Source organism: Halalkalibacter hemicellulosilyticusJCM 9152 (genome assembly GCF_000513115.1).
Classification (GTDB): Bacteria; Bacillota; Bacilli; order Bacillales; family Bacillaceae_D; genus Halalkalibacter; species Halalkalibacter hemicellulosilyticus.
This window is the reverse complement of the sequence record NZ_BAUU01000002.1, coordinates 117,885-131,385: the sequence shown is the minus strand read 5'-3', so window position 1 is coordinate 131,385 and position 13,501 is coordinate 117,885. Positions and strand designations below refer to the sequence as shown.

The following is a 13,501-nucleotide window of genomic DNA, read 5'->3' as shown; positions in this document are numbered from 1 at the left end:
CAATTTCATCGATTCAACTATTATACGTTGAATTCAGGAAAAGCTTTTGAAAGCCAATTCATTGATTTGCGTATTTCTTTGTCATCAGTTTCTTTTTCAAGTAAATGATGAAAGAATTTCTGAGACTGTTGAATGTCCCCGATAAGGGCATAATTCCAAGCTAGTCCATGATAAACATGAAACGTATACCCTTCTCGCTTCTGTGCTAGTTCTAAGCAATGAATCGCAGCATCATGTAGCCCATGCCACTCATACACAATAGAAAGGGCAAGAAGCATCTGAAGTGATGGATTGATTTGTAGGCATTCTGACCAATAAGATAGTGAGCGTTCATAATTGCCTAGCAATGAATCACAGCAGCCAAGTACAAAATACATACCTTCTTCATTGTTGTTCATCTCAATATAACTTAACGCATACTCTTTAGCTAACGTATATTGTTTCATATAAAAATAACAGAGACTTAAATTATACACAACATCTAATGAAGAAGTAAGCGAGTTTGCGCGTTCAAATTTCGCAATGGCTTCATCGAATTTTTCCATTGTTAAAGCGATATGTGCCTGACCCAAATAAGAAAAGTGCTTAATGTGCGTATGGTCAGTAGACTGGACTAAATAAATAAAGACTTCCTGTGCTTGATCGAGTAATCCGATATAATAATAAGAGTAGCCTAAATAAAGCCTGCGTACATCATCTTCATAGCCGTTAGCCTCTTCATTTGCTAATTGTTCAGCGGCCTCGTTAAACATGTTAAGAGAATAATAAGTAGTCCCTTTCGAGGAATACATAGGTAATTCTTCTTCTAATTGCAGTTTTTCATTTAAATGATTTATTTTCTCATCAAGCTCAACCCACTGATCTAATAGATGGGCTGCTGTCTTCTCTAACAATTGGACATATTTCAATTGCTTTTCCTTTGGGAGTAAGTCCCATTTTTCGTCTGGACTTGCTATGCCATTGAATTTCTCTTTATCCATAAAAATCCCCCTCTTCATGCGAAACATCTATGTTAAGTGTTTATCGAAGAAGAAGGGAATATGCGATATTAACGTATTGTTGATGCTAATTCGGTTCCTAACATTTCAACGATCTCATTGTTGTCATTCATAATGGCTACTTTAGGTTCATGTTTTTGTGCCTGTTCATCAGACATTAGAGCATATGACAAAACAATAATAATATCTCCTTCTTGAACAAGTCGAGCAGCGGCTCCATTTAAACAAATCACTTTACTGCCACGTTCTCCCTTTATGACATATGTTTCGAATCTGGCACCATTATTATTATTTACAATTTGCACCTTTTCATTTTCTAAAATGTTTACAGCCTCCATAATATCTTCATCAATGGTAATACTACCAACATAATTTAAATTAGATTCTGTCACACGCGCTCGATGTATTTTTGATTTCATCATCGTTCTAAACATGTCGATTCTCCTCCTCAATATCAATGATGTCATTATCAATTAACCGTGCCTTCTCATAAAGATAAGCGACAGCTACTATGACTTTGCCTGACAACTTTTCCTGAATTTCAAGCTCTGGATAGGTCAGAATATCAACATAATCGATTTCACCCATTCCATTTTCAAGGTGTTCTTTCACGCGTTGTATAACTTCTTTTCGGTTGAGAATCCCGCTTTTTATTGCGTCACAAGCCTTCTTGAGTGATTCAAATATAATTGAAGCCTCTGCTCGTTCATTTTCTGATAGATAAACATTTCTTGAACTTTGGGCTAACCCATCACTTTCGCGTATCGTCGGGCACTGAACAATTTCAACAGGAACATTAAAAGCTTGAACCATGTTCATGATAATAGCTACTTGCTGAGCATCTTTTTGTCCGAAGTACGCTTTTGATGGCTGAACGAGATTAAATAATTTCATTACAACTGTGGCGACTCCATCAAAGTGGCCCGGTCTACTTTGGCCACAAAGAACATTGGTTCCTTTGTGAACTTGGATCGACATAGGCATTTCAAATGGATACATTTCAGCAACTTCTGGACAAAAAAGAATGTCAACCCCTGCTTCTTTCGCAAGTTGCTCATCTCTCTCTAAGTTCCTTGGGTATTGATCTAAATCCTCATTTGCTCCGAATTGAAGGGGGTTGACAAATATACTAGCAATAACGTGATCGGTTTGCTTTCGAGCTTCCTTCATTAATGATAGATGACCATCATGTAAATAGCCCATCGTCGGAACGAACCCAATTGTTTGATTAGATTTCTTAATATTTTCTATTTCCACTTTTAATAAATCAATCGTCTTTAGAACTTTCATTTGATCCTCCATATAAGGCCTGTACTTGATCTTCTGTCATACTAAAGCTCTGAAGTTTATTAGGAAACTGACCAGCTTTTACTTCTTTTCGATAATGTACTAAAGCTTTATTGATAGGTGATGCTATATTCGTATATTGTTTGACAAATTTAGGCACATGTCCATAGCCATATCCAACTAAGTCATGATAAACAAGTACTTGCCCATCAGTTTCCGCTCCAGCCCCAATACCAATAATAGGTATTTGGCAACTGTTCGCAAGTGCTTTACCTACTTCTTCAGGTACACACTCAACGACAATGGCAAAAGCTCCTGCTTCTTCTAGTCGTTTTGCATCATCTATTAGCTTCTCAGCTTCTAATGCACTTTTCCCTTGAACACGATACCCACCGAGAACGCCAACAGACTGTGGAGTTAATCCTAAATGCCCAACAATAGGGATACCGGCATTTGTCAGCTTTCGAACTGTTTCTACAATTTCTCCAGCTCCTTCTAGCTTTAATGCATTACAACCACCTTCTTGCATGATTGTTCTAGCTAATTCTAACGTTTGCTGGAATTCTCCGTGGTATGATAAATATGGCATATCCGTTACAATAAATGTTTGAGTGGCACCTCTTTTTACGGCTTTTGTATGATGTAACATATCATTGACTGTAACAGGAATCGTCGAATCGTATCCTAAGACGACCATTCCTAGAGAATCTCCAACGAGAATCATGTCTATTTCCGCTTCCTCCACTAGGTGAGCCGTTGGTGCATCATACGCTGTCATCATTGTTATTTTCTCAAGCTCTTGTTTCATTTTCATAAACGTACTTGTCGTTTTCTTCATGATTGATAATCCTCCTTCTCATCGTTAGAGGAGTTGTCATAAACACGAAAAATCCACTTCCAAATAAAGAAAGAGGACAAATACATGCTTAAATAAGCTATTTTGCGAAAATAGTCTTATCCATTACTCCTCTGTCCCAGTCAATCTTGATCAAGGCAGATTGATTTTTTCTTTTTATTTTATTCCTCGTATAGGTGCAGTTTATGACTAATACCGCCCTTAGAGAATAGTATAACAAAGATTCTTTAAAATTCGATATCTGCTGAATAAATTTGATGTGTGACACCAGATTCATCTTCAATTAATAAAAAGCCTTCACTTGTAATTCCTTTTGCAAAGCCGTAAATAACATCATTTGGTGTTCTAGCATAAAGGTGAGTACCAATACTAATGGAGTGCGTCTCCCACATTAATTTTATTTGCTCAAATCCATCCGTTATATAGATTTTATATAATGACTCCAATTCATTCAACACATATGCAATTAACTTGGCACGATCAACCTTCTTTTTTGTTTCAATGAATAATGATGTCGTCTTATCTTTTAAATCTGAACGTAATTCATCTTTTGTTTGATTAACGTTGATACCGACACCGATGACAACTGAATGAACAAGATCAGGATCTGATTGGATCTCAGTTAAAATACCGACTAATTTCTTTCCATTAACTAACACGTCATTAGGCCACTTAATGTCTGCTGAAAGACCTGTTAATTGCTTAATCGCCCTCACGATGGCTACAGCAGATAGCAATGTAAGTTGTGGAGTTTTTTGTGGTGGTAGGTTAGGCTTTAAGATAAGACTCATTGAAACGCTTGTACCTGCAGGAGAGTGCCATGCGCGTGACATTCTTCCCTTCCCATTCGTTTGTTCATTGGCAACAACTAGGTGCCCTTCTTTTACTCCTTTTTGCAAAAGCTCATGAGCAACTTTTTGTGTTGATACAGTTGTAGAGAGATAGGTTTGCTCTATAGCAAATGTATCTGTCGTTAAATTAAGCTTTATATCATGAGGCTGTATTTGTTCCCCTCTTTGAACTAATCGATATCCTTTTCTTGGGGCTGATTCAACCTCATATCCGCTTTTTCGCAAACTATCTATGTGTTTCCAAATAGCGGTTCTAGAACAACCTAATAAGCGACTAATATGTTCACCTGAGACGAACTGATCTTGTTTTTCTTCTAATAATTTTATGAGCGATTCCTTCAAATGAACATTCTCCCTTCTAGCCACTTTAAAAGTTGGCTCTTTTCATTTACACACTTTCTATTTATAACAGCTAGCTCTGCTTGTCGTAAAGCGTCATTTATCCATCTACCTGCACTTTTACCACTTTTTAATAAATCATGCCCATTTATGGCTAGTTCACTTCGTCTATGGATCGATAATGAACCCCATATCTTTTCTAAATCCTGTCCACTAATAGTAGGCAAATGCATTTTTTTTCTTAATGTTTCCACATCAAGAGCAACTGCAAGCGTTGCATCAAAAAGCGAGGTAGGATTCCATCTTTCAGTTTTCCTTTTTTCATACCACTCTAACCGTACCTTTACTTGCCGTCTCACCTCTGATGAAACGGCTAGCTTTCGTAAATACGAAGAGGAAGGTGGTTGATACACTAATGCAAATGTCGACCATGTTAAGATGTCAGATTCCTTTTGGCTTAGTGGGAGTAACATTAGGTGTTCAAGTTGCTCTTTTGTTAAATGAAAGCCAGTCATATACCGATATAATTTGGTTGATTGAATCAATTGTAACGCATCGAGCACATTTGATCCTTGTAGCAACTTCAACCATTCCTTCGCAAAACGTTCTGTAGCAACAAAACGAAGCATCGGAGCATTTGCATATACAGCCTGCTCCAATGCTTGATCAATTGAAAAGCCTAGTTGACTCATAAAACGAGCTATTCTTAATAATCTAAGCGGATCTTCCTTGATTCGTATTTCTGGATGGTGTGAACGTAGCAGTTGATTGTTTAGATCAATCTGCCCTTCGCATGGATCAATAATCGTTCCAGTAGCATCCATGGCCATACTATTGATTGTTAAGTCTCTTTTGCTTAAATCTTCCTCAATTGAATAACCACGCATTGTCGTTATTTCATAATTTAGTGAGTCTACTCGAACGATTACCGTTTGATGCGCCGTATTCATCTGAAATGATTGTGGGTATAGTTGTTGTATTTGTTCAGGCGTTGCACTAGTAACAATGTCGATATCAGAACAATTTTTCTTTAATACATAATCACGGACAGCTCCACCGACAATATATGCTTCGAAGCCATTATGACTTAAGCGTTGTAATAGCTGTTTCGCTTTTCTAAAGAATGGATTGTCCATCATAACCTAATCACTCATTTCAACTTTCTAACATTTTATTGTATAATTGTTCATAATGACTAACGACTCTTTCAGAATGAAAAACTTGATGAACTCGTTTCACACTATGGCTTGAAAAGCGGTTATGTTGTTCATCGTCTGTCAATAACGAAACGGCTTTCTCTACGACACAATCTATTTCACCAACTGGACAAACATACCCAGTTTCACCGTCAACAATGACTTCTGGTATGCCTCCCGCATTACTTCCGATAACAGGAACTCCGCAGGCCATAGCTTCCAATGCTACTAAGCCAAAACTTTCTTTTTCACTCAATAATAACATTAAATCACTCATTGATAGTAATTCCGCAATATGCTTTTGATTCCCAAGGAATTGTACACGATCATCAATCCCTAATTGTTTAACGAGCTGCCTCACAACTGGTAAATCAGGACCGTTTCCAATTAAAAGAAGCGTTGATTTTACTTTAGCTTGAATTCCAGCGAAGCTTTTAACAACATCACAAACACGTTTGACCGGTCTGAAGTTAGAAATATGTATAACGACTTTTTCATCCTGACTTAACTCGTAATGTTTTTTTAAATGCTCAACCTCTTTTTTCATATAAACTCGCTCATCGATAAAATTATAAACAGTTTCAATTTCTTTATTTGTCCGAACTAAGTCTTTCGTTTGTTCAACTAAATTGTTCGACACAGCTGTTACGCAATCAGACTTATCGATGGCAAACCTAATGATTTCTCTTAAAGATGGGTCATAGCCTAATACGGTAATATCTGTACCGTGTAATGTCGTCATGATTTTTAACTTATTATCGATCATTTGCTTAGCTAGTATCGCGCAAATAGCGTGAGGTACGGCATAATGTACATGGATGAGATCTAATTGATTACGTTTTGCAACTTCGGCTATTTTACTCGCTAATGTTAAATCATAAGGTGGATATTGAAACACAGAATATTGATTTACATCAACTTCATGGTAATAAATATTTGGATACACACGATCAAGGCGAAAGGGGACACTAGATGTGATAAAATGAACCTCATGACCTCTTTCAGCTAATAGTTTACCGAGTTCCGTAGCTAATACGCCAGAACCCCCTACAGTTGGATAGCAGCTGATTCCGATACGTAATTTCATTTATTCGCTCCCCTTCCAACGAGCAATTGATCTATAATAAGGGGCTTAGGTGTCATAAAGCCTTCTGCTGCATGAACACCGACTTCCTTTCCAAATAATTGATCTCTTGCTTCAACCGCAGAAATATAATCATTTGTAAGCGGTGTTTGAATTGAATTATTCTTCATTGTAAATTGACTTTCGTATGAAAGAAGTGCCTGCCTTTTTAACTTCTTTTCGTTTGTAATATCAATGACAAAGTTAGGACGTTCATAACCATTAATAAAATAATAAAATAAATTATCAGGTCGATAAGCCTTTCTGTTTTCATAGCAACGATATTGTCGAATACCCGCATTAAAATAAGCCTCATTAATAATTCGACTACACTCACCGTGATCTGGATGACGGTCGATTTCAAATGGAGCAAAAATTACTTTCGGTTGAAATTGACGAATGAGTGAAACAACTTTTCGTAAATCTTCCTCGGTTATATATTTTAAGCCTCGATCGCGAAAAGAAAGCTGTATTCGCTTACATACCCCTAATTGTTTACTTGCTCTTTCCGCTTCTTCTTGTCTTATTTGTACAGTTCCATTTGAAGATAGCTCCGCATTTGTTAAATTACAAATTCCAACTTTATATCCAGCCTTCGCATATTTAGCTAACGTCCCTCCCATCCCGATTTCAATATCATCAGGATGGGCTCCGAACGCTAATAAATCTAATGAAGTCATAATCGTTTGCCTAACCTTCTCTCCAAAGGAGATCACCCCGTTCAAGGCCCTTGATTAGTACTTCAGCTGTACCGAGGTTTGTCGCAAGTGGGACATTTTGTAAATCACAGAGCCTTACTAAAGCAGTAACGTCAGGTTCATGTGGTTGGGCTGTTAGTGGATCACGGAAGAATAGAATAAGATCAAATTTATTTTCAGCGACTAACGCACCAATTTGTTGATCCCCACCTAGCGGACCTGATTTGAAACGAGTAACAGGTAATTCAGTAGCTTCCATAATTCTTGTTCCTGTCGTACCAGTAGCAAAAAGTTCATGTTCTGAAAGAATTGACTTGTATGCAACTGCAAATTGAACCATATCATCTTTCTTTTTGTCGTGAGCAATCAATGCAATTCTCATCCGGTTTCTCTCCCTTTTATTCAATGATCTGTTCTAAACCATATACAAGCGTATCAATCTTTAGTACAGTTTCAACCGCTAATTTTACACCAGGCATGAAAGATGCACGGTTTATAGAGTCATGACGTATCGTTAACGTCTGTCCTTCTCCTCCGAAGATCACTTCTTGATGTGCCACTAACCCTGGCAGACGAACACTATGTATTCTCATCCCTTCTATATCTCCACCTCTTGCACCAGCTAATTCTTCAACTTCGTCTTCATGACCTTGTTTCTTTTCATCCCGCACCTCTGAAATAAGTTGTGCCGTTTTCAATGCTGTACCAGACGGTGAATCTAGCTTACGATCATGATGACGTTCGATAATCTCACATCCGTCATATATTTAGCTGCTAGTTGTGAGAACTTCATCATAAGTATAGCACCAATTGCGAAGTTTGGAGCTATAATTGCACCTATTTCTTTCGTTTCTGCTATTTGTCGAAGTTCAACGATATCTTCTTCTGTAAAACCAGTTGTACCAACTACAGGACTTACCCCATATTGAAATGCAATCTCCATATGCTTCCTACCAAATTGTGGTGCAGTTAAGTCGATTAGCACATCGACATCATGCTCTTGAAAGCATGTTTCCATATTTGTGAAAATTGGGACATCAACATTGGAAAAATGATCTAAATCAGATAGTTTTTTTCCTTCATGTTTCGAGTCAACTACTGCAATAAGATTAAATGTTGCCGTATTTTCTACAAGCTTGACGGCCTCACTTCCCATATTCCCTCTTGGCCCTGCAATAACGATATTAACGGTCTTCTCCATCTAAAGCACCCTCTTCATCAAATCTTGTCCAGCGATTTTGATCTCGTTCCTGAAATTTTTTCATCACAAGATCAAATGCTTCATCTAAATCAATATGTAAGGAATTGGCGAAACAAATAAGAACAAACATTAAATCACCTAACTCTTGTTCTAGTGATTTTTCATCTTCTGTTTCCTTTTTTGGCTTTTCACCATAGTAGTGATTAACCTCTCGAGCAAGCTCACCTACTTCTTCTGTCATACGTGCGAGCATCGCCAATGGTGAGAAATAGCCTTCTTTGAACTGTCCAATAAATTGATCAACTTCATTTTGCATTTGCTTCATTGATTTATCCATACTTACACATTCCTCCTTTCTACATGTTAGCGAATTGTTCTTAATTTGACAAATAGAAAATAGAAATTTGATATGAACAACATGATTTTCTATAATAAGTCTACATCAAAAGATAGACTAGGAGGGATAAAAGTATGAATCCAATATTACACATAAAACGAATTATCTTTATTATTCTTGGCTCAGCTGTTTTATCTTTCGGTCTTGTATATTTTAACATGGAAAATCAATTAGCAGACGGTGGGTTTACAGGTATTACGCTGATATTATATTTCATGTTTGAGTTCAACCCCGCTTTGTCAAACCTTGTACTTAATATTCCACTTTTTTTTATAGGATGGAGAATTCTCGGTAGGACAACATTTATTTATACGTTAATCGGAACGTTTAGTGTATCGATCTTTCTTGAGTTTTTTCAACGGTACCCTCTTATTCATATCCCATTACATGATGATATGACTCTTGCCGCTCTTTTGGCTGGCGTATTTATTGGAGTTGGTTTAGGAATTGTTTTTCGTTACGGAGGAACGACTGGTGGTGTAGATATTATTGCTAAGCTAGGGTTCACATATCTTGGCTGGAGTATGGGGAGAACGATGTTTATTTTCGATGCGATTGTCATTAGTAGCTCATTACTCTATTTAAATTATCGAGAAGCGATGTATACGTTACTCGCCGTGTTTGTCGCCGCAAAAGTCATTGATTTTATACAGCAAGGAGCTTATTCTGCTAAAGCATCATTTATCATATCTGATCACGCTTCTGAAATCGCTCATAGTATTATCAATGAAATGGACAGAGGAGCAACGATCTTGACTGGAAAAGGAACTTTTTCAGGTTCTAACAAAGACATACTATATTGTGTTGTTGGACGTAATGAGCTTATTCGTTTGAAAACATTAGTTGAAAAAATTGACCCGCATGCCTTTGTAACTGTCAATGATGTTCAAGATGTAATTGGTGAAGGATTTACACTGGATGAACAAAAACGCCCTCTTACACGTTAAACATTTTAGCTTTTGGCTGGCTGTTTGGACCAATGAAGAAGTACAAATCGAGAGCACTGAAAAAGTCCTTTCTAGTAACTCAAAGAAGAGTAATCGCTCCGCTCGTTGCGCGCCTTGTTATGAGGAACCCACTCATAGCAAGGCTTTCAAAATCGGGCAACGGCTACGCACATTACTTAAAGGCCACTGGAAAAGTGAAAATCGCACTTTTTCAGCGGCCTCCTCTATTTCTCGCAGGAGTCGAGTGACTTCAGCTTTGAGAATTCTCTTTTTCAAAATAACATAAGGATATCATGTACAAAAGAAGTAGTAGAATTTACTCATAAAATAGAAAAAGGTGAATTTGAGCTCGCTCAAATTCACCTTTTCATTACTTAAAGCTAGCTATGCCCCAGCCTTTTGCCGTCTTTTTTACTTAATCATCACCATTCATGCCCAAATACATTAATGCGAAGCTACTAACTCTAGTAAAGCAACGACCGCTGCAGCTACATACGTTAGAGCAGCAGCATTTAACACTTTCTTTGTTTCACGTTCTTCATCATTGCGAATAACACCGGCTGAAACGATTTGCTCCATTGCACGATTACTCGCGTTAAACTCTACTGGAAGAGTGACAAGTTGGAATAAGACTGCTGCAGCCATTGCGATGATTCCAAATAATAACATACCTTGACTAGAAAGTAAGATCCCAGCCAAAATAAGGAAAAATGAGGCATTAGAGCCAAAGCTCGCAACAGGTACTAAAGCATGTCTAAATCGTAAGAAAGCATACTCCTCCTGATCCTGAATAGCGTGTCCTACTTCATGTGCAGCAACCGCAGCTCCGGCTACCGAATGACCGTGAAAATTATCTGTAGACAAACGCACAGCTTTTGAACGTGGATCATAGTGATCAGTTAATGTTCCTTTTACTTCTTCTACTCGTACATTATACAAACCATTATCATCTAAAATTTTCCTTGCTACTTGCGCTCCTGTTAGACCTGATGATGAGGGCACTTGTGAATATTTTCTGTAAGCGCTCTTCACTCTTGATTGTGCCCAAAGTGGAATAATTAAGAGGAGTGCAAAATAAATGATGAAAGTAGTTAAACCCATGTATAGTCACCTCTTATGTTGATCATTTTCTTATAGTTTAATGAGAACATCAAATAAAGTCAAACATTTGCTCTCATTTTCGAAAATGGTCATGAAGTTGTCACTTTATCGAACATATGATAAATATTTTTAAGATCATTATTCTTTTAAGCGAACTTTACGTTTTTCTGCTCGATACTTTTTCCAGCCAACATACGTTAATGATCCAGTAATCATACTACCAATTGTAAAAATCACCCACCAAAATGAAGGATCCGTATTATCCTCCTTCATTCTCTTATATAGTTGCTCCCACTCTTCTTTCATCAACTCCATATGGTCTACGAGCTTATTATTACTTGTGCTCTCTATCCTCATTCGGTCTAAATAAGCTATTTGAGCATCTATACGTTGTAACTGTTGAGGTTCTGTGTCTATATATAAAGCTGGGCGTATCATCTCATATTGATTTAAAAGTTGATTTAAACGAACTTGGAAAGCTTGTTCATCGTTTTCGACTATTGATGCCTCCATTTCCGTTAATGCTTGCATCACAACCTCTTCAGTCTGTAGCCATAGGGGGTGAAATTCACTTGTTAGAGCATCAACAGCTAATCGAAAGGATGTCACTGCCCTAATACGATCTTCCAACATTATATCGGTCGCTGTTAATGATTGCTCGGCTTTTTCAAAGGCTAAAATAACAGCGCGTAAAGAACTCATTGTAATACCTTCTTCACGAAAATCAATTTCTAAAAATGAATTAGAGAAATGGTTCATTAATTGTTTTGATTCAGCAAATTTTTCTTGCTTCGTTAATTGAAGAATTTGATCAGACATATGATTTAATTGTTTCCAAGTATGTTGTGATGGAGAGTCATCAGCATAAGCAGTTACTGGAATGATTAAAGAAATCGTTATGATAGCGATGAGTATTTGTCGCATCCTTGTCCCTCCTTTTTCTACTCTCATCCTATGAATTTGTGGACAAGAGTAGACCAAAAAAAGAAGGTTATTATCGAACAAGTATAAAACGATTCTTTCTAACCGCTAATAAGTAAACGACTAGAATGGAGAATAGGCTAAGTCCAAACGTAAAAAAACCTATTTGTTCAATATAAGAATTTAAGCCTCTTGATACCCAAGGGTGCATCATAAATCCATAATCAATATAATCATTCAAAATTGTCCAAATAGCTACAATTAATAAATGCCACAATTTAATACGAAAATAAGGTGAATAAAGAATTGCTTGTAAGGCCATTCCAGCATGAGAGGCTATCAGCATATAATTTTTCCAATTTAACGGGTCACCTACTAAGCCAGCGCCGATATTCATGGCTACAGCCCATATCCCATACTTAATGAGTGTCACAGCAGCAAATGCCTCAATAAGTGGTATTTGTTTTTTATAAAGAAGTGCCACTAATACAAAGACAAAAAATAAACTCGCAGTTGGACTATCGGGTACAAATAATATAAAATGAGCTGGTGTTTGAGCTAATTGATCAGCATACCAAATGTATCCATAAATTGTCCCTAAAATATTAATCATTAATAAAAGAAAAAGAATTCTCTTGTCCCCAAAAAGGGGAAGTATTCTTTCTTTTAACATATACTTTCCCTACCTTTATGTATGATTCACACAAGTAATGATTTGTTCTTTATGAAGAAAGTGCCCTAAAAGATAAAATCCTACCTTTTAGGGCACTCGTGAAACGTGTTACGCTTATTCTTCTGGTTGACCGTCAGCAACGATATATTCAGCAAGGATCTCGAGTTCTTCGTCTGTCCCTTCAAATGCTCCACCTGGCATAGCTGTCCCTTCAATACCATTGATGATAATTTCAATCGTTTCTTCAACAGTTAGTTCCGAATCAATTAGTGAAGGTCCAACACCTGGAACACCAGCTAAATTGTCACCATGACAACCAATACAGCTCGTCTGGACTGAATAAATTTCGTAGCCTTGTGCTTCCATATCAATTTCTACCTCTTCTACAATCATACCTTGCTCAGCAGCAGCTTCCCAATCATGTTGAGCAACTGATTCCCACGTTAAATATGCAACAGCGATAAATGAAAGAATCATTATAGAAGAAGCAATTGGTCGTTTAATCGGACGTCTTTCTTTGCCTGTATCTAACCATGGAGCAAGTAGTAGTGCTCCAAAAGCTAATCCTGGAATAACGATTACACCGATCACATTATAGTCACCAGATGCAAATTGATATTTTAATAATTGATACAAGAATAAGAAATACCAGTCAGGTAATGGTATGTAGCCTGTATCATTCGGATCAGCCATACGTTCTAACGGTGCTGGATGGGCAACCGTTAAACAAAGAAATCCCATTAAGAAAACGGCACCTACTAGCCATTCCTTTAAAAGGAAATTAGGCCAGAATGCTTCTGTTTTCCCTGGATACTCTGAATAATCTTTTGGTATGTTAGGTTTACGATTATTTGCCTTCACACGAGAATCACCGACAAATTGTAATCCTTTCCCTCGTTCCATCTCTATTCCC

General features: G+C 37.3%; 14 protein-coding genes and 2 pseudogenes. 1 reads left to right on the top strand and 15 read right to left on the bottom strand.

Features of this window, described 5'->3' with window-relative positions; genetic code table 11:
* Positions 1-20: 20 nt before the first annotated feature.
* The 11 genes and pseudogenes from JCM9152_RS01795 to JCM9152_RS01745 form a co-directional block, all read right to left on the bottom strand.
* Positions 21-980 (bottom strand): tetratricopeptide repeat protein, encoded by a 960-nt coding sequence (locus tag JCM9152_RS01795; protein ID WP_035340222.1) that lies wholly within the window; start codon positions 978-980, stop codon positions 21-23.
* Positions 981-1,048: 68 nt separating this feature from the next.
* Complete coding sequence (gene panD, locus JCM9152_RS01790; protein ID WP_035340220.1) at positions 1,049-1,432, bottom strand: aspartate 1-decarboxylase; 384 nt, start codon at positions 1,430-1,432, stop codon at positions 1,049-1,051.
* Entirely contained in the window at positions 1,425-2,288 is an 864-nt protein-coding gene (gene panC, locus JCM9152_RS01785) for a pantoate--beta-alanine ligase (protein ID WP_035340218.1), read from the bottom strand. The genes panD and panC overlap by 8 nt, the downstream gene beginning before the upstream one ends.
* A complete protein-coding gene (panB, locus tag JCM9152_RS01780) occupies positions 2,266-3,123 on the bottom strand; it encodes a 3-methyl-2-oxobutanoate hydroxymethyltransferase (protein ID WP_035340216.1) in 858 nt (285 codons plus the stop codon). The genes panC and panB overlap by 23 nt, the downstream gene beginning before the upstream one ends.
* 245 nt (positions 3,124-3,368) lie before the next feature.
* The gene (locus JCM9152_RS01775; protein ID WP_035340212.1) at positions 3,369-4,334 is read right to left on the bottom strand and encodes a biotin--[acetyl-CoA-carboxylase] ligase; all 966 of its coding nucleotides are present in this window, start codon (positions 4,332-4,334) and stop codon (positions 3,369-3,371) included.
* Positions 4,331-5,470 (bottom strand): CCA tRNA nucleotidyltransferase, encoded by a 1,140-nt coding sequence (locus JCM9152_RS01770; RefSeq protein WP_035340210.1) that lies wholly within the window; start codon positions 5,468-5,470, stop codon positions 4,331-4,333. The genes JCM9152_RS01775 and JCM9152_RS01770 overlap by 4 nt, the downstream gene beginning before the upstream one ends.
* A gap of 16 nt (positions 5,471-5,486) precedes the next feature.
* Positions 5,487-6,614: an N-acetyl-alpha-D-glucosaminyl L-malate synthase BshA gene (gene bshA, locus JCM9152_RS01765; RefSeq protein ID WP_035340208.1), complete on the bottom strand. Its 1,128-nt coding sequence runs from the start codon at positions 6,612-6,614 to the stop codon at positions 5,487-5,489.
* Positions 6,611-7,366, bottom strand: a complete 756-nt coding sequence (gene bshB1 / locus JCM9152_RS01760) for a bacillithiol biosynthesis deacetylase BshB1 (protein WP_369384506.1) — start codon at positions 7,364-7,366, stop codon at positions 6,611-6,613. The genes bshA and bshB1 overlap by 4 nt, the downstream gene beginning before the upstream one ends.
* A complete protein-coding gene (locus tag JCM9152_RS01755; RefSeq protein WP_035340204.1) occupies positions 7,341-7,730 on the bottom strand; it encodes a methylglyoxal synthase in 390 nt (129 codons plus the stop codon). Before JCM9152_RS01755 ends, bshB1 begins: the two co-directional genes overlap by 26 nt.
* A 16-nt stretch (positions 7,731-7,746) precedes the next feature.
* Positions 7,747-8,549, bottom strand: a pseudogene (gene dapB / locus JCM9152_RS01750) (4-hydroxy-tetrahydrodipicolinate reductase).
* A complete protein-coding gene (locus JCM9152_RS01745) occupies positions 8,533-8,886 on the bottom strand; it encodes a nucleotide pyrophosphohydrolase (RefSeq protein ID WP_035340201.1) in 354 nt (117 codons plus the stop codon). The pseudogene dapB and the gene JCM9152_RS01745 overlap by 17 nt, the downstream one beginning before the upstream one ends.
* Before the next feature lie 134 nt (positions 8,887-9,020).
* Here JCM9152_RS01745 and JCM9152_RS01740 point away from each other — a divergent pair, with 134 nt between their 5' ends.
* Positions 9,021-9,893 carry a YitT family protein gene (locus JCM9152_RS01740; RefSeq protein ID WP_035340200.1) on the top strand — a complete coding sequence of 291 codons (873 nt, stop codon included), beginning with the start codon at positions 9,021-9,023 and terminating at the stop codon, positions 9,891-9,893.
* Between the two features lie 415 nt (positions 9,894-10,308).
* Here the strand turns inward: JCM9152_RS01740 and JCM9152_RS01735 are convergent.
* From JCM9152_RS01735 to JCM9152_RS01720, 4 genes and pseudogenes are all read right to left on the bottom strand, one after another.
* A pseudogene (locus JCM9152_RS01735) lies at positions 10,309-10,994 on the bottom strand (zinc metallopeptidase).
* 138 nt (positions 10,995-11,132) lie between these two features.
* A complete protein-coding gene (ypjB, locus tag JCM9152_RS01730) occupies positions 11,133-11,918 on the bottom strand; it encodes a sporulation protein YpjB (RefSeq protein ID WP_035340198.1) in 786 nt (261 codons plus the stop codon).
* 70 nt (positions 11,919-11,988) lie between these two features.
* On the bottom strand, positions 11,989-12,588 hold the full coding sequence (locus JCM9152_RS01725; protein WP_035340196.1) for a DUF1405 domain-containing protein: 600 nt from the start codon (positions 12,586-12,588) through the stop codon (positions 11,989-11,991).
* Between the two features lie 114 nt (positions 12,589-12,702).
* On the bottom strand, positions 12,703-13,491 hold the full coding sequence (locus JCM9152_RS01720; RefSeq protein ID WP_035340193.1) for a menaquinol-cytochrome c reductase cytochrome b/c subunit: 789 nt from the start codon (positions 13,489-13,491) through the stop codon (positions 12,703-12,705).
* Positions 13,492-13,501: the final 10 nt, after the last annotated feature.